This is a genomic window from Rhodanobacter sp. MP7CTX1 (genome assembly GCF_014205795.1).
GTDB lineage: Bacteria > Pseudomonadota > Gammaproteobacteria > Xanthomonadales > Rhodanobacteraceae > Rhodanobacter.
In genome coordinates this window covers 39,557-56,293 of sequence record NZ_JACHCN010000001.1, presented here as the reverse complement: position 1 = coordinate 56,293, position 16,737 = coordinate 39,557, and the positions used below count along the sequence as shown (strand labels likewise).

Below are 16,737 nucleotides of genomic sequence, written 5' to 3'. Positions count from 1 at the left end.
GTCAAGGAGCATACTGTGAAACGTATCGCAATATTGATTATTTCATTGCTGATGTTCGCGGTTGTGAGTTCGGCATTTGCGCAGGACACGAAGCCCTACAAGGAGGGTGGCGTCACTCGTGTCAGCTTCATCAAGATCAAACCAGGGCAGTTTGAGAATTACATGAAATACCTGGACGGACCCTATAAAGCGCAAATGACAGCACTGAAGAACGCGGGCCTGATTACGGGTTATGCGGTCTACAGCTCCGAGGCGCGCTCGGCACAGGACGCCGATGTGATTCTGACCATTAGTTACCCAAACATGGCCGCACTCGATCGCACCGATGAAAGCGATGCCGTCGCCACCAAGGTATTGGGCCCGATGGCCGCCCGCAACAAAGCCAGTATGGATCGGGAATCGATGCGAACTCTGCTGGGCAGCCAACTTACCCGAGAGTTGATCCTGAAATAGCAGCGGCTCCAGGATAATGGGGAGATGCGCTCGGTACGAGCTGATTTTGACGTTGATTAATGTGCTGCCAACAGTTCATGGTCAGCGCGCCATGGCTATACAGAGTTTCACAACACCCATTCATGCCGAAACGCATTAAAAACCAGGCCCTTGCCACTCAGGCAAGGGCCTCCTTTTAACAGCCCTGGCGGACAGCGGAACTGCCGTGCAAATGCACGGTGCTCTTGCCCACGCGCATGCGTGATTCAATGCAAGCCGCTATGACCCGCATCCGTGTCCGGTGTAAACGACACGCCACGCAGCACTTCCGCGAAACCTGCCGCCCGCAACGTCGTGAACTTCTCCCGTGACGCGCCCGCGGCACTGACGTTCTTCAGCTCATCACGGATCGCCACCAGCCGGTTCGGATCGGCACCGACGTCGCCGTTGCCGCTGATGGTCGAGGTGACCGCCCAGATCGTGACGCGACCATCCGAATCTACCCGACCCGTAAGATTGCGCAAACCATCGGTTGCCGGCGACCACGGCAGGTTGGTGCCCGGATTGGTACCGGTTGGATAGTCGCGCACGCTGTAGGCCTGGCCCAGCCCAAGACCCGCCTGCAAGGTGTAGGCAAGGGTCCAGCTGTTCGTCGTGGCGTTGAACACCCACTTCTGCAGACCGGCCGTCGTCTGCGCCGCCGCATGCGTGTACAGATCGGTGCCGCCGGTGTAGCCGTCACCTTCATCGGCAACATACAGCGTGTTCGCATCGGCAAACCACAACGCGAACGGGAAGGCCAGCGGATTCGCCGACTTGTTCGGCGTTGACGGGAAGCCGGCCAGCACGCACATGTTGGTCGGCAGACCACTGGTCTGCAGCGTGGCCGCATTGTAGGAAAGCGGTTCACTGGGAAGCGCTGCACCAGCCACCGGCACGCCAACACCGGACGGACATGCGGTACCTGTCGTTTCGACGAAATACACCGTATTGACGCCGTTGCTGCCGCTGCCCTTCGTGAAATACAGCACGTTGTTGAACACAGTCATGCCGCGAAAATTGTCATCCTTGCCGATCTTGTCGGCCTTCTGACCCAGCGCGGCGACCGAAAAGCTGGCCACCGGCGTATTCGCGCCAGGGCTCTGCGACAGCTCGGGCAATGATGTCGGCGTGACGAATTGCGCGCCCGCACCGAGAATGACGCCGTCCGGCTGCGGGTTGCTGCCGTTGCCGGCGTTGCCGCTCGTATAGAAGTAATTGCCACCGTTGCGATCATTCAGGATCGCTGCGCGGCCGTTGTTGCCGCTATATGCGTTGGTTTCCGTGAAGCTGAAGCGACCACGGCCGTCAACGGTGGCGATGGCGCGGTAAAAACTCTGCCCGACTGGATTGGTCGGGTCGACCGCACCGGGTGTGTTCGAATTCGACACGTCGATTGCGTTGACCGGCGCGACATAGCCCATGAAGGTAAGGTATTTGCGATTCAGCGACAGATGCAGCCCTATCTCCGATTTCGAGCTGAAGCTGGTGACCAACTGGCCGGCCATGGCTGCAGGCAGCAGACTGTTTGGCACTTCCAGCGAATTGAGCAGCCAGCCGTTCGGCGTGATCTGGTCGAGATAGATGCGTGAGGTGATGCCGAAGTTCGCGTCGTACAGCACGTCGTTCCATACATACGGATAGGTGCCGTCATAAGGTGCGCCAGTGGCTGCGCCGCAGCCGCCGGTAGTCGCAGCGCAATTCACCGGCAGGATCGTACCGACCTGCACATTGCTGGGCTTGTTGTCGTAGACGCTGCGACTCACCACCAGGTTGCCGGGCCAGAAATGAAAGTCCGGACCGCGCGAATAATCGCCCGCGTATGCAAAGGTGCTGGCCGCCAGAGCGGTGAGCGCAAGGGATGCAACAACGTGCCTACAGCGTAAGCGCACAGACAGAGGGTTGGTCATCGTGATCTCCGGGTTGGGTTTGAACGCACATCAATCACACAGGCAGAACGGAGCCACGGTAGTGACCCACCATGAACGATTCTTTACAGTCGCGCCGGGCCCATCGCGCGATGTGACCAGCGCCACACAGGAAGTACGTCATGAGGGTTGCCTCCCGTGGACGAAGGGTGTCGCCTCGCGTGGCGCCTTGGCGGACCTGACTTGACCCCCGCCCCGGCCTGGCTCAGACGCGCCTGCGTCTTGCACCGTTGCGCGAAAGCTGATGCACTGGAATCCGGGCTTGAGGCGGCATGACCGACACCGGCGCCCCACTTCGGCGCTGCTGCACGTTGTTGCCAACGCGATACCAGGGCTCAGGACCTGGCCGAAGGTCATGTATCGCCGCCGCAAGCGCATCACGTATAAACGCTGAGTGTCCCGCGAGCATCAGACGGGTGTTGCCCACCTGGAGTAGATACCGTGCATAAAATCATCATTGCCCTGTTGCTGACGACACTGCCACTTGCTGCTGGCGCCTCGGAATGCCGCTATAGCGCGCCGCGCAACGCTGACCTCGACGCCGCAGGCCTGAGCGGCCTGCTGCTGAAACTCGGCTCCACCGACCTGGACATACAGAGTGTGCCGGGCTTGAACAAGGTCGAGGTACGCGGCACCGCCTGTGCTTCCGATGCGTCCTGGCTGAAGGATGTGCAGCTCGATGCCAACCGCAGCGGCGATCGCGCGACGGTGGTCGCGCAGAACAATCGGCACGACAACACCTTTACCCTTATCGGGTCCACCTACGCGTATCTGAAGTTGCAGGTGCGCGTACCGGCGTCGCTCGCGGTGACCATCGACAGTGGCTCCGGCGATGTGAAGGCGAGCAACCTCGCCTCGTTGAATTTTGACTCCGGCTCGGGCGACCTCCAGGCGGATCACATTGCTGGTGCACTGACCTTGAAACTTGGCTCAGCCGATGTGAAAGCCCAGCAAGTCGGCAGTGTCGAACTGCGCCAGACAGGCTCGGGCGACGTACGCGTCGATGGCGTGCGCGGTGACGTCAAGGCGGATCATTCGGGCTCGGGCGAACTCAACTTCAGCAATGTGACCGGCGGCGTCAACGTGGGAGCGACCGGTTCCGGCGATGTCACGTTCAACAATATCGGCCGCGATGCAAAGGTCGGTGTCACCGGGTCCGGTGACATCAATGCCAACGGCATCGGTGGCAATTTCACCGTAGGCGCCAATGGCAGCGGTGAGGTCCATTACGCCAACGTCAAAGGCCAGGTCAGCGTACCGAAGCGTAACGACGATTGAATCACCTTCAACACCACGACGGGTGGAGCAAAGGCGGTCGTGGACATCTCGTGATGTGAGATGTCCACGACCTTGGCTTTGTCTACCGCTGCCTTGACCACTGGGAAACTGATGCCAATACGCTCCAGGAAGAAACGCTTTTGGCTGACACGCTCGCTGCAACTGGTTGCCCTGCTCGCACCCTGTCTCGCCGCAACTGCCAAGGCGCTCCCGCCCGATGAAGCGCGTTGGCAGCACGAGGCACAGGCGGTCACGATTACCCGCGACGACTGGGGCATCGCACACGTCCATGGCAAGACCGACGCCGATGCCGTATTCGGCATGGCCTATGCGCAGGCCGAGGACGATTTCAATCGCGTCGAGACCAACTATCTAAACGCCATGGGCCGCCTCGCCGAGGCCGAGGGCCAACCTGCCATCTGGCAGGACTTGCGGATGAACCTGTTCATCGACCCGGTCGAGCTGCAAAGAGTCTATGCCAACAGTCCCGCCTGGCTGCAGTCGTTGATGAACGCCTGGGCCGATGGACTGAATGATTACCTTGCCCTGCACCCTGACGTCCATCCGCGAGTCATCCATCATTTTGAACCATGGATGGCGCTGAGCTTCAGCGAGGGCAGCATCGGCGGCGATATCGAACGCGTATCGCTCGGCCAGCTTGAGGCTTTCTACGGCCATGATCCCCAGGCGGCGCTGGCGCAGCAGGACCCGCCATCGAGTTGGACCGAACCCACGGGATCAAATGGCATCGCGATCGCGCCGAAGCTTACCGCCGACGGCCATGCTCTATTGCTCATCAACCCGCATACCTCGTTCTTCTTTCGCTCCGAGCTGCAGATGACCAGCGACACCGGACTCGACGCCTATGGCGCGGTCACGTGGGGGCAGTTCTTCATCTATCAGGGTTTCAATCACCACATCGGCTGGATGCACACCTCGACCGGCGCCGATGTCGTCGACGAGTTCGCCGAAACGATCGTGCACAAGGACGGCCAACTATTCTATCGCTACGGTACGCAACTTCGACCGGTCACGACGCGCACGATCAACGTTCCGTACCGCAACAGCGACGGTTCGATGGGACAACGCAGCTTCACTGTCTACGCCACGCACCACGGCCCTGTCGTGCGCGAGAAAGACGGCAAGTGGATCGCGATCGCGCTGATGAACAAACCGATGGAAGCACTGGAACAAAGCTGGCTGCGTACGCGAGCCAATGACTACGCCAGCTTCATGAAAGTTGCCGAGCTCAAGGCCAATTCGTCGAACAACACGATCTTTGCCGATGACAAGGGCGAGATCGCTTATCTCCATCCGCAGTTCATTCCGAAACGCGACAACCGCTTCGACTACACCAAGCCCGTCGACGGCAGCGATCCGGCCACCGACTGGAACGGGCTGCACGCGCTCAACGAAGCGCCGCACCTGCTCAATCCAGCGAATGGATGGATCTTCAACACCAATGACTGGCCGTATTCCGCTGCGGGACCCGATAGCCCGAAGCTAGCGGATTACCCTCGCTACATGGACAGTGCCGGCGAGAACCCGCGCGGCATCCACGCCACCCGCGTGCTGAGCGGCCAGCAAGGTTTCACCATGGCGTCGCTGATGACCGCCGCGTTCGACTCCTACCTGCCGGCGTTCGCGCGGCAAATCCCGGTGCTGATCGCCGACTACGACGCGCTCCCCGCCAACGATCCACTCAGGCACCAGCTGGCGGGTCAGATCGCGCTGCTGCGCAGCTGGGATTACCGTTGGGGGATCGCCTCCATGCCGACCTCACTGGCGGTGTTCTGGGGCGACACGCTGTGGGACAAGGTCGATAAAGCCGACACCGCCGAGGGCCTGTCGATCTACGACTATATGGCTGAGAAAGCCGGCCCGAAGGCGCGTCTGGGTGCGCTGGTCGAAGCATCCGACAGGCTGCAGAAGGATTTCGGAACCTGGGGCGTTCCATGGGGTGAGGTCAACCGTTTCCAGCGCATCGACGGTGCCATCGTGCAGCCGTTCGACGATACCAAGCCCAGCATCCCGGTGCCCTTCACTTCGTCGCGCTGGGGCTCGCTCGCCTCGTTCGGCGCGCACCGCTGGCCAGGGACGAAGCGCTACTACGGCACCAGCGGTAACAGCTTTGTCGCAGTCGTCGAGTTCGGCGACAAGGTCAGTGCCCGCGCGATCACCGCCGGTGGCGAGAGCGGCCACCCGGATTCCCCGCATTTCAACGACGAAGCCGAACGCTACACCACCGGCAACCTGCGCACGGTCTATTTCTGGCCCGAGCAACTCAAGGGCCACATCGAGCGCATCTACCACCCCGGCTCGTGACACTGCCCCGGTTCGTGACATCGCCTGTGTAGGTCGCATGCACCGACCTTCGACAGAAGTTGCGGTACAGACTGTCCAAATCACGTCGGCCCGCGCGTCATCATGGTGGCGCAGCAATCTGCCCGCCCATGACCCACGATGGAGAATAGCCATGCAATATCTTCTGATGCTCTATGCAAACGAAAACGGTTGGTCCGAGCTACCGCAAGCAGAAAAGTCCCGCTGGATAGCGGCCTACCAGGCCTATACCGAAGCACTGACCAGCGCGGGCGCCCGCGTCGGCAGCAACCGCCTGAGCGACAGCGGGACCGCGACCACCGTACGCGTTGCAGACGGCAAGACACAGGTGCTGGACGGGCCGTATGCGGACTCCAAGGAGCAGTTGGGTGGCTACTACCTGATTGACGTACCCGACCTTGATGCCGCGATTGCGTGGGCCGCCCGCTGCCCGGCAGCCAGCCACGGCACCATAGAAGTACGTCCGGTCTGGACACCCCAGTAAGCCGCGTGTGAGCCGCATGAGTGATCCGGACACCATCGGCCAGGTGCGCTGCGCGGCGGATGCCGTCGCGCGGCGCAGCTACGGCAAGCTGGTCGCCTACCTGGCAGTGCACACCCGCGACGTGAGCGCTGCCGAAGATGCGCTGTCGGAGGCCTTTGCCGCAGCGCTGACGGGCTGGCCAATGCAGGGCATACCAGCGAACCCGGAGGCGTGGCTGCTCACCGTCGCCCGCCGCAAAGCGATCGATGTCGCCCGTCGTCGCCACAGTGGCGACGTGGCGAACGCGCAGTTGCAGGTACTGGCCGAAGGCACACATGCCGCGCTGACCGAAGACGCCTTGCCCGATCATCGCCTTGGCCTGCTCTTCGCCTGCGCGCATCCGGCCATCGATGCAGGTATCCGTGCGCCGCTGATGTTGCAGGCCGTGCTCGGACTGGATGCGAAGCGGATTGCCTCGGCGTTTCTGCTGGCGCCGGCAACCATGGGCAAGCGGCTGGTGCGCGCCAAGGACAAAATTCGCGAGGCCGGCATACCGTTTCGCCTGCCCGAGCGCGAGGAATTGCCGGGCCGGCTCGAGGCGGTGCTGGACGCGATCTATGTCGCTTTCGCCGAAGGCTGGACTGACGCCGATGGCACTGATGTCGCACGCAGCGATCTCACCGGTGAAGCGATCTTCCTCGCACGGTTGGTCGCCGAGTTGCTGCCACACGAAGCCGAAGCGCTAGGACTGCTTGCGCTACTGCTCCATGCACAGGCCAGACGCAACGCGCGGCGTAATGCACAAGGCGACTACATACCGCTGGCGGAACAGGATTCCGCGCAATGGGATGCGTCGATGATCGACGAAGCCGAGGCGCTGCTGCTGCACGCCAGCACGCTTGGCAGCATCGGCCGCTTTCAGCTCGAAGCCGCCGTGCAGTCGGCGCACGTCCACGGCTGTCGCGCTGGTCATGTTGACTTGGCCGCGCTGGTGCGACTCTACGATGCACTGATCCTGCTTACCGGCTCACCCGTGGTCGCGATCAATCGTGCGCTGGCGATCGCGCCATTGCGCGGTGCCGACGCTGCGCTCGAGGCGCTGCCCTCGCCGGCCGACGACGCGCGACTGGCCGACTACCAGCCGTATTGGGCTGCCCGCGCGGAACTGTTGGCCCGCATGGGCGCGCTCGTCGATGCCAGCCACGCCTACGAACTCGCCATCGGCCTGGAACGCGACCCCGCCGTGCGCCGCTTCTTGCAGCAGCGTCGGTTGGAGATGGATGGCTAAACCATCCAGCAATGAGTTTGTCTTCGGGGAGCAGGCGACTTGTATTGCCAGCCCTGGTGCTGGCCCAATGGCGTCAGCCCCGGCTGGGAATCCCCAGGCCACGCGTCACCGCCGGCCGAGCCAACGCCCGGTCGAGCCACGCGACGACGTGGGTAAAGCTGTCGTACTCGACCAATTCGCGCGCCTCGTAGAACGTGATGAGGTTGCGCACCCAGCCGAGCGTCGCGATGTCGGCGATCGTGTACTCGTCGCCCATCAGCCACATGCGACCGTTCAGGCGGGTATCGAGAACGCCGAGCAAACGCTTCGATTCCGCGACGAAACGCTCGAGCGGCCGCTTGTCGGCGATCTCCTTGCCGGCGAACTTGTTGAAGTAGCCGACCTGGCCAAACATCGGGCCGACCGCCGCCATCTGGAAGAACACCCACTGGATCGTCTCCCAGCGTTGTGCCGGATCAGCCGGAATGAACTTGCCCGTCTTGTCCGCAAGATAAAGCAGAATCGCGCCCGATTCGAATAGCCCAAGCGGTTTGCCGCCCGGGCCATTCGGGTCGATGATTGCGGGAATCTTGCCATTGGGATTGAGCGACCGGAACTCCGGCGTGTGACTCTCGCCCTTCATGATGTCGACGAGGTGCGGCTCGTAGGGAAGCCCGGTCTCCTCAAGCATGATCGACGCCTTCACGCCATTGGGCGTGTTGAGCGAATAAAGCTGAATACGGTCGGGATGCTCGGCTGGCCAGCGGGTGGCGATGGGGAAGTTGGACAGATGGGACACGGCTTGCTCCTGCGTCATGGGCTCGCCGCAAGGTAGGTTGTTCTGCCGCTGCATTCAACTCTGTAACGGAGAAGGTGCAACCCGACCGCCGCTTTCTTCGATCCCGCCCTCGATCACCTCCGCGACTTCAGCCACGGCAGCAACATCGGCACCTGCCGTCGATACTCTTCGTAAACTGAGCCGAAATAGGCCGCCAGATCACGCTCCTCGAACTGTAGGGCGATCAGGATGTAAGCCGTCGTGGCCAGGGAAAAAACAAGATGGGCTACGGTCATCGTCGGCGTCGCCCAGAATGCGATGATGAATCCGAGCATGAGTGGATGTCGCACGACCCGGTAAAGCAAGGGCGTCCTGAAACCCGCGGACGTGTACGGCTGCCTTTTCAGATTCAGATACACCTGGCGCAGACCAAACAAGTCGAAGTGGTTGATCAGGCAGGTAGTAAACAGCACCACCGCAAAACCGAGCCCACATAGCGCCCACAGGACATCGCGCGCCAGCGTGTTCCCGACATTCCACACCACGCCAGGCATGGAACGCCACTGCCAGAAAAGCAGCAGCAGTGCGAGGCTCGAGAGCAGCACATAAGTGCTTCGTTCGATCGTCTTCGGAATGAACTGCGTCCACCAGCGCTTGAAGCCCGGCCTTGCCATGACGCTGTGCTGGACAGCGAAGATCCCAAGCAATACCACGTTGATCAGCAACGCCTCTCCGAACGCAACCGGTGGGGTCGAATCCATCGTCTTGGGTACGATCAGATCGCCAACGAATCCGATGGTGTAGAGAAACGTGACAAAAAAAATCAAATAACTGGTCGTACCATACAAGAAACAAAATATGCGACTCATGACATGGCCCTCTCGAAAAATTGATTGAAAGTCTGAACATCCAACGGCTCTACCCATCACCTGGCACGGCTGCGGCCACGATGACGAACTCGCCTGGAACCCGATAAGCCCGGCCGTGCCGCCACTCCGCGATCGCTTCGACGTAGCGTGCGCAAACCCTCGCCCGCACGACGCTGTCGAAGCGCGACCACGCAAGTGCGACGGGACCACTGACAAAAGCCGCGCTGCATGCCTCATCGGCGTTCGCGTAGTCCAGCGTCGTGGTCATGCGATGCAATCCGATAGCCGAAAACCGGGCGTCGGTGCACACACGAGCCAGCGTGTCGCCCTGCCCCAGGCGAAAGAACCATGGACACACCTCGCTGGCGACCTCGGCATCGACGATCGGGAAAAGTGCCGACCATCCGCAGCGAGACCGCTCGCCCCACACAGCAGTGAGCATGCGGCCGCCCGGCCGCAACACTCGCCGCATTTCACGCACGGCCTGCTCCGGCTCAGGCATGTACATGAGACCGAGCGCGCACAGCACGACGTCGAAGCTCGCAGCGGGAAGCTGCAGATCCTCGGCATCCATGCGCTCGAAACTCGCGTTGCGCACATCGTGCTCTTTGGCCCGTCGCCGGGCGGCATCGAGCATATGGCTGGACAAGTCGATGCCGACGACCTGCCCATGCGGCCCGACCGCCTCTGCAGCTCGCAAAGCCACCAGCCCGCTGCCGCAGGCCACGTCCAGCACATGCTCACCCGAAACCAGCGAAGCGCGCGCGATCAGCTCGGCGTGCATGCAAGCCAACTGCGCTTGCCATAGCGGCTCGTAGTCCGCCGACGCCAAGTCCCAACCGTAGCGCTGGATCCTCCTTTGCAGTCGCGCTTCCATGCTCAGTTCCAGGTGATGGCGATGACGGTGGCGTTCATGCTGCTTCGCTCCTTCGGTCTTGTCTTCGGGAATAGGGCTGCTGTGGAGGTCGGTGCCGGCTGACCGGCCTGCCAGCGGGATGCACGGTGACATCCGGGTCCAGCAGACGTCCTGTCCATGCGTCGCCAATACCTACCCCTTCGTCCTTGCGCCATCGAGCACAACGGTGTTCTTAGCCGGACGTCCGGGAGTCCTGCCCGATGGTCCGACTGATACACACGGAGCCTCGGGCCAGCTTGGCGTCGTGCATCGAGAGGGCCACAATAGAAAGCACCGACGCGGAGGGCATCCACATGGCGACGCGAGATATCGCAGCGGCAATGCAGCGCATAGAGAAGGTCCTGCAGCGTCGCCCAGAGACAGGCATTCACGACGACGCATCTGCCATCGCCCGCTGGGAGAGCGGCACGCGGATCGTGGCGAGTCATGCCAACGGTGCGCAGATGCTGACCGACATGCCGAACGAACTCGGCGGCAGCGGCGATCAGGTCACGCCAGGCTGGCTGTTCCGCGCCGGAGTCGCATCCTGTCTGGCCACCTGTATCGCGATGAATGCGGCGGCCAAGGAGATCGAACTGACCATGCTCGATGTGCTGGCCAGCAGTCGTTCGGATCTGCGCGGCCTGCTCGGCATGGCCGATGCCGCGGGTGAAATCGTCTCGGCCGGACCGAGCGATGTGCAACTCCGCGTCAGCATTGCTGCACACGGGGTCTCGCCGGAACGCTTGCGTATCCTGGTCGAAGACAGCCGTCGCCGTTCACCCATGCTCCTTGCACTGGAGAATGCCGTGCCGGTGGACATGCGCATCGATGTGGGCGTGAGTTGATCGACACGGATCATGGACGCACTCTCCGAAATCCTCCGCGTTGTTCGCCTGGTCGGTGCCATCTTCATCCATGCGAGGTTCACAGCGCCCTGGTGCTACCAGTCACCCTGCGCTGATTCGGCGGCACCGCTGCTCGAACCTGGCGCCGAGCGCGTAGTGATCTTCCACCTGATCACCGAAGGCGAATGCTTCGTCGAACTGGGTGACCTGGCGCCGACGCGCCTGAGCGCCGGCGATGTCATCATTTTCCCGCGCGGCGATGCGCATCGCATGACTTCTGAACCTGGATTGACGCCAGCCTCCGGCGCGCGCCTGGATGTGGTGCTGTCGCGTCGCCCACGTCAGCTTGCCTATGGCGGTGGCGGCCTAACGACACGTATCGTCTGCGGCTACCTTGCCTGCGATGACCGCCTCGCGCAGATGCTGCTTGCAGGGCTGCCTTCGCTGGTGCGGGTCAATGTACGTGGATCGAATGCCGGCGCCTGGCTCGAAGCGTCCGTCCGTTATGCGCTGGCCGAGGCCCGCTCACCTCGGCCCGGTGGCGCCGGTGTATTGGCCAAGCTTGCCGAGGTGCTGTTCATCGAAGTGCTGCGCCTATACATGAACGAGCAGCGCGGCGGTCGTACCGGATGGCTGGCGGGTCTGGCCGACCCCATCGTGGGTCCCGCCTTGAACGCGTTGCACAAGCGACCTGCGCATGCCTGGACTCTTGAAGAATTGGCATTCGCGGCGAGTACCTCCCGCTCGGTGCTCGCCGAACGCTTTCATCAGCTGGTTGGCAGTACCCCGATGCAGTACCTCACGCAGTGGCGCATGCTGCTTGCCGCCAATCTCCTGCGCCGCAGCAACTCCCCCATGGCGCGAATTGCCGAAGACGTCGGCTATCAAACCGACACGGCGTTCAGCCGCGCCTTTCGCCGCGAGTTCGGCGCCCCGCCAGCGACCTGGCGACGGAGCCAATCGATGCATGATCAGGTTCGTTGACTGCGGCACCCCGGGTCTGACGCCCCCTTAGCATCTTCGAGGACCTTGCGTCTGGTTTGGCGAATAGCGAGTATCAGCCGGTGCGCCGGCTTCGCCAGGCGGCAATGGGGATATGCAGAAATGTCGACGTCGCTGATTCAATCAGGTTCGCTTCAATCAGGTTCGCTTCAATCAGGCTCGCTTCAATCCGTCTCGCTCCGTTCCATCCTGCGTGCTGCGTCCGCCGCGGCGCTCGCCGCTTGCATGATGACGAACCCGCTGGTTGCCCATGCCCAGCAGGCCGACCAGGAAAGCGGCAAGACGTATACGTTGCTCGCCACGCCAGAGACCGTCGCCTGGGGCCACTACGACGCGACCACGCCGCCGGTGCTGCGCATCAAGTCGGGCGACACGGTGGTGTTCCACACCGTGCTCACCAACAGCCCCTCGGGCCTGGAGAAAGCCGGCGTAAAGCCTGCCGACGTCGAGCAGAGCCTGCGCGATCTGTTCGATGGCGTCGCTCTCAAGGACCGTGGTCCCGGCGGTCATATACTGACCGGCCCGGTGTACATCGAGGGCGCCGAGCCCGGCGACACGCTTGAGGTTCGGGTCAGGAAAATTGATCTCGCGATTCCCTACGCGTACAACGCGTTCCGCTACGGCGCAGGCTTCCAGACCGACGACTTCCCGTATGCCCGCGTCAAGATCATCCCGCTCGACCGCACTACGCGCACTGCCCACTTCGGGCCGGGCATCGATATCCCGCTGCATCCGTTCTTCGGCAGCATGGGCGTGGCACCGCCGCCTGCGTTCGGTCGCTATGACAGTGCGCCGCCCACCATCATCGGCGGCAACATGGACAACAAGGAACTGGTGGAAGGATCGACCGTGTACTACCCGGTCTTCGTCCCCGGCGCGTTGTTCCAGATCGGCGACGGCCACGCCGGCCAGGGTAATGGCGAAGTGGATATCACCGCGATGGAGACCTCGCTGGTTGGCACTGTGCAATTCATTTTGCAGAAGGGCGTGAAAACCGGGCCCTACCCCCGTGCCGAAACTCCGAACTATTTCATCAGCATGGGCTACGACGACGACCTCACCGTAGCGACCCACAAGGCGGTTGCCGGGATGATCGACTTTCTGGTCGAGCATCAGCACATGAGCCGCGACGATGCCTACATGCTGATCAGCGTGTCCGGCGACATCGATATCACCGAGCTGGTCGACCACAACAAGGGCGTCCATGTGATGGTGCCCAAATCCATTTTCAAACAGGGGACGCAGGGATAGCTCACTATTTGCTGCTGGAAGAATGCACATCCACCAGCACCGTGGCGAGATCCATAAATGTGACCCGCGGTTCTTTTCATGGACTGCCTCTCAAGAGTGCGGATCGCTACAAAGTACGGCTCAATCAAAGCCTTGTCACCCCGACATCTTCAGTCCCGCAGTTGGCCTTCCACTCATAAAACGCGAGGAGACAAGGTATGGATAGATCAACGCAGCCAGGTCGTACGCTGCTGGGACCACCCGCGCTATTTGCGGATAGCTTGTCCATCGGGCCAACCACCGGGAATCTGGCCGGCATGTGCTTGGGCCACGTATTGCTCGCTGCGGTGATGATCGCCCTTGGCATCCGCGGTCTCCTCTATGGCGATTTCGCGTCGATATGGCAGCGCATCCCCATCGAAAATCTGCCTGGCCGGCAATTTTTCGTGTATGCCTGCGCCGTCATCGAACTGGGGACCGGAATCGGGCTGCTCGTGCGACGCACGGTCAGGCTTTCATCCTGCATCCTGTTCGTGTTCCTGCTGCTCTGGGCTGTGTTGCTGAAACTTCCGGCGGTGGTGTTGGTACCGCAGATGGAAGCGACCTGGCTGGGCTTCGGCGAAATTGCCGTCATCCTGGCGGGAGGCTGGATCCTGTTTGCCGTATATGCGGGTGAATGGTCGAGACAGCATTTGAAATTCGAGGTTGGAGCGAGTGGCGTGCGCTGGGCCCGGCTGCTGTTTGTTGTTTCATTGCCAACAATCGGGCTTTCGCATTTTGTATATGCCAAGGAAACTGTCGCTTTCATACCGGCGTGGCTGCCCTGGCACCTAGCTTGGGCCTACCTCACCGGCGCAGGCAGCATCGCCACCAGTCTGGCCGTGCTGTTCGCCGTCTGGCCGCGCCTGGCGGCGACACTGGAAGCGGCCATGCTGAGCGTGATTACGCTGCTGGTCTGGCTGCCCGGCGTCATCGCCGCACCTGGGAATGATTCGGTGACACCGTTCCTGATGTCCACCGCGATCGCCTGCGGTGCCTGGGTGGTGGCTGACTCGTACCGCGGGGTTGCGTGGCTTTCGGTGTCAGCTTCGCGCGGAAATGCAGCGCCATAACTGACCCAGCTATCGCGCTCGGGTGAAGCCTAAGCGCGGCCCAGCGACCAGAACGGGATCTCGCGGCGATGGCGATAGCCGATCTGCTCGTACAACAACTTCGCGCGGTGGTTCTGCTGGCTCACGTGCAGGAAAGGCATGCGGCCACGCTTCAAGTTATCGTTCGACAGCAGCGCCACTAAACGGCGAGCGTAGCCGCGGCCGTTGAAGTCAGGATGCGTGCAGACCGCACTGATTTCCTGGTACGCATCGGTGCCCAGGCGCTCGCCAATCATCGCCGCCAGCTGCCCGTCCTGGTAGATCCCGAAATAGCGACCGAGCTCCATCGTGCTTGGACGGAAATAGTGCGGATACACCAGCGCGGTCAGCGCCAGCACATCCGCGCGATGCGCCTCGGACAACTCGATCACCTGCGGCCCATCAATCACCGGGATCGGCGCCGTGCAGATCATCTGCGCCAAGGGAGGAAAAGCTTCGAGAGTCCACCCTTCCGGTGGGTTCGGCGCAACGCCCAGCAGATACAGCGTTTCGCCCGACCCAACCAGCGACTCGATGGCTTCGACGACGTCCGCATCCGCGCTAGCCACGCCCAGAAAAGGCGCGAACTCCGCCGGATAACGCGCTGCATCACCGACGCACTGCGCCAAGGCGCGATGCCTGCTGCGCAGCGAACACCAGAAGGGATTGTCGAGTTCTGTAGCGATCATTCCGAAATGCTGCCTTGTCCGTCGTTCGGGCAAGAGATTGCCACGGAAAGTGCCGGCTGTGCGCGAAAAAATAACTCGATAATGGCCCGACTTTTCGGACACACTTCGGATTGTCCCTCCACCGTCAGCGATTTGCCGCTTTGTCGGTGTTACAAGGGGCGGATGGAAACCGACAGCAACGGGGGAAAGACCATGTCGATGCAGAGATTCACGCGCAGCGTTGCCGCGTTGATCGGTGGCATGCTGCTGGCATGTACCGCATGTGCGGCGACCGCCGGAACCGTCGACAAGCCTGCCGATCACGCATGGCTGTTCAAGGCCGATCGCGTCTTCGACGCGCGCAGTGAGCAGACGCATGCGGGTTGGGTGCTGCTGGTCCAGGGCGAGCGGATCTTGGCGGTCGGGCCAGCCGCGCAGGTCAAGGCACCGCCGGGCACGCAGACCATCGAGCTACCGGGCATGACGCTGCTGCCCGGCCTGATCGACGCGCACTCACACATCTTCCTGCACCCGTACAACGAAACGCTGTGGAACGACCAGGTGCTGAAGGAGTCGCAGGCGTATCGCACGATCGAAGCCGTGCAGCATGCGCACGACACGCTGATGGCCGGCTTTACCGCACTGCGCGACCTCGGCACCGAGGGCGCGGGCTATGCCGACGTCGATGTGCAGCACGCGATCAACCAGGGTTTGATCCCGGGCCCGCATATGTTCGTTGCCACCCGCGCGACCATCGCCAGTCACTGCTACGGCCCCGGTCCGATGGGCTTTCGCACCGACATGGATCTGCCGCAAGGTGGCATCCCGGTCAGCGGGTCCGCCCAGATGCTGGATGCGGTGCGTGATCAGGCAGGCCACGGCGCGGACTGGATCAAGATTTACGCCGACTACCACTGCGGCAAGACCAAGGGTTCGGTGCCGACATTCACGCAGCAGGAATTGAACGCCGGCGTCGAGGCTGCGCACTCGCTCGGCCTGCCAGTCTCGGTGCATTCGACCACCGCCGAAGGCATGCGTCGTTCGATACTCGCCGGCGTCGATACCATCGAGCACGGCTTCGGCGGTACGCGTGAAGTCTTCGAGCAGATGAAACAACACAACGTCGCCTATCTGCCGACGCTCGAAGCCGTCGTCGCCTACGCGGAGTATTTCGGCAGCTGGAAGCCAGGCGATCCGCCGACCGAGGAGATGCAGCAGTCTGCGCGCGCATTCAAGCTGGCCATGGATGCCGGCGTCACCATCGGCTGCGGCAGCGACGTCGGCGTGTTCACGCACGGCACCAACTACAAAGAACTGGAATGGATGGTGCGCGACGGCATGTCACCCGCGCGGGCCTTGCTGGCCGCCACCGCTGTCGACGCGAAAATCCTGCGCCAGCAGGATCAGTTCGGCCAACTGAAAGCCGGCCTCGACGCCGACATCATCGCGGTGCAAGGCGATCCCACGGCAGACATCAGTGCCATCGAACGCGTACCGTTTGTGATGAAGGGCGGCGTGATCTACAAGCAGCCGCAGTGAATCGCCAAAGCGAGATTCGCGCGCGGAA

Annotated in this window: 15 protein-coding genes; 10 read left to right on the top strand and 5 right to left on the bottom strand. The window is 62.1% G+C overall.

Annotation, left to right across the window (positions count from 1 at the left end; translation table 11 throughout):
- Positions 1-15 precede the first annotated feature (15 nt).
- A complete protein-coding gene (locus tag HDE77_RS00255; protein WP_184415018.1) occupies positions 16-453 on the top strand; it encodes a hypothetical protein in 438 nt (145 codons plus the stop codon).
- A 245-nt stretch (positions 454-698) separates the two neighbouring features.
- On the opposite strand, the gene HDE77_RS00250 is transcribed toward HDE77_RS00255, so the two are convergent.
- Positions 699-2,381: a hypothetical protein gene (locus tag HDE77_RS00250; protein WP_221444056.1), complete on the bottom strand. Its 1,683-nt coding sequence runs from the start codon at positions 2,379-2,381 to the stop codon at positions 699-701.
- Between the two features lie 459 nt (positions 2,382-2,840).
- On the opposite strand from HDE77_RS00250, the gene HDE77_RS00245 reads away from it, so the two are divergent.
- The 4 genes from HDE77_RS00245 (at position 2,841) to HDE77_RS00230 (ending at position 7,771) form a co-directional block, all read left to right on the top strand.
- A complete protein-coding gene (locus HDE77_RS00245; RefSeq protein WP_184415016.1) occupies positions 2,841-3,677 on the top strand; it encodes a DUF4097 family beta strand repeat-containing protein in 837 nt (278 codons plus the stop codon).
- A gap of 111 nt (positions 3,678-3,788) precedes the next feature.
- Entirely contained in the window at positions 3,789-6,002 is a 2,214-nt protein-coding gene (locus HDE77_RS00240) for a penicillin acylase family protein (RefSeq protein WP_184415014.1), read from the top strand.
- A 151-nt stretch (positions 6,003-6,153) separates the two neighbouring features.
- Positions 6,154-6,504, top strand: coding sequence for a YciI family protein (locus HDE77_RS00235; RefSeq protein ID WP_184415012.1), 351 nt, complete (start codon positions 6,154-6,156; stop codon positions 6,502-6,504).
- A gap of 16 nt (positions 6,505-6,520) precedes the next feature.
- Positions 6,521-7,771: a DUF6596 domain-containing protein gene (locus HDE77_RS00230; RefSeq protein ID WP_184415010.1), complete on the top strand. Its 1,251-nt coding sequence runs from the start codon at positions 6,521-6,523 to the stop codon at positions 7,769-7,771.
- 73 nt (positions 7,772-7,844) lie between these two features.
- Here HDE77_RS00230 and HDE77_RS00225 read toward each other — a convergent pair whose 3' ends face one another.
- The 3 genes from HDE77_RS00225 to HDE77_RS00215 form a co-directional block, all read right to left on the bottom strand.
- Positions 7,845-8,549: a glutathione S-transferase N-terminal domain-containing protein gene (locus HDE77_RS00225; RefSeq protein WP_184415008.1), complete on the bottom strand. Its 705-nt coding sequence runs from the start codon at positions 8,547-8,549 to the stop codon at positions 7,845-7,847.
- 113 nt (positions 8,550-8,662) lie between these two features.
- Positions 8,663-9,397: a methanethiol S-methyltransferase gene (gene mddA, locus HDE77_RS00220; protein WP_184415006.1), complete on the bottom strand. Its 735-nt coding sequence runs from the start codon at positions 9,395-9,397 to the stop codon at positions 8,663-8,665.
- Positions 9,398-9,446: 49 nt separating this feature from the next.
- Positions 9,447-10,274: a methyltransferase domain-containing protein gene (locus tag HDE77_RS00215; RefSeq protein WP_184415004.1), complete on the bottom strand. Its 828-nt coding sequence runs from the start codon at positions 10,272-10,274 to the stop codon at positions 9,447-9,449.
- 332 nt (positions 10,275-10,606) lie between these two features.
- On the opposite strand from HDE77_RS00215, the gene HDE77_RS00210 reads away from it, so the two are divergent.
- From HDE77_RS00210 to HDE77_RS00195, 4 genes are all read left to right on the top strand, one after another.
- Entirely contained in the window at positions 10,607-11,140 is a 534-nt protein-coding gene (locus tag HDE77_RS00210) for an OsmC family protein (RefSeq protein ID WP_184415002.1), read from the top strand.
- Between the two features lie 12 nt (positions 11,141-11,152).
- Entirely contained in the window at positions 11,153-12,124 is a 972-nt protein-coding gene (locus HDE77_RS00205; protein ID WP_184415000.1) for an AraC family transcriptional regulator, read from the top strand.
- A gap of 243 nt (positions 12,125-12,367) precedes the next feature.
- Positions 12,368-13,393, top strand: coding sequence for an acetamidase/formamidase family protein (locus tag HDE77_RS00200; RefSeq protein WP_184414998.1), 1,026 nt, complete (start codon positions 12,368-12,370; stop codon positions 13,391-13,393).
- A 197-nt stretch (positions 13,394-13,590) separates the two neighbouring features.
- Positions 13,591-14,484, top strand: coding sequence for a DoxX family protein (locus HDE77_RS00195; protein WP_184414996.1), 894 nt, complete (start codon positions 13,591-13,593; stop codon positions 14,482-14,484).
- 29 nt (positions 14,485-14,513) lie between these two features.
- Here HDE77_RS00195 and HDE77_RS00190 read toward each other — a convergent pair whose 3' ends face one another.
- Complete coding sequence (locus HDE77_RS00190; RefSeq protein WP_184414994.1) at positions 14,514-15,191, bottom strand: GNAT family N-acetyltransferase; 678 nt, start codon at positions 15,189-15,191, stop codon at positions 14,514-14,516.
- Between the two features lie 192 nt (positions 15,192-15,383).
- On the opposite strand from HDE77_RS00190, the gene HDE77_RS00185 reads away from it, so the two are divergent.
- Entirely contained in the window at positions 15,384-16,709 is a 1,326-nt protein-coding gene (locus HDE77_RS00185) for an amidohydrolase family protein (protein ID WP_255482459.1), read from the top strand.
- Positions 16,710-16,737: the final 28 nt, after the last annotated feature.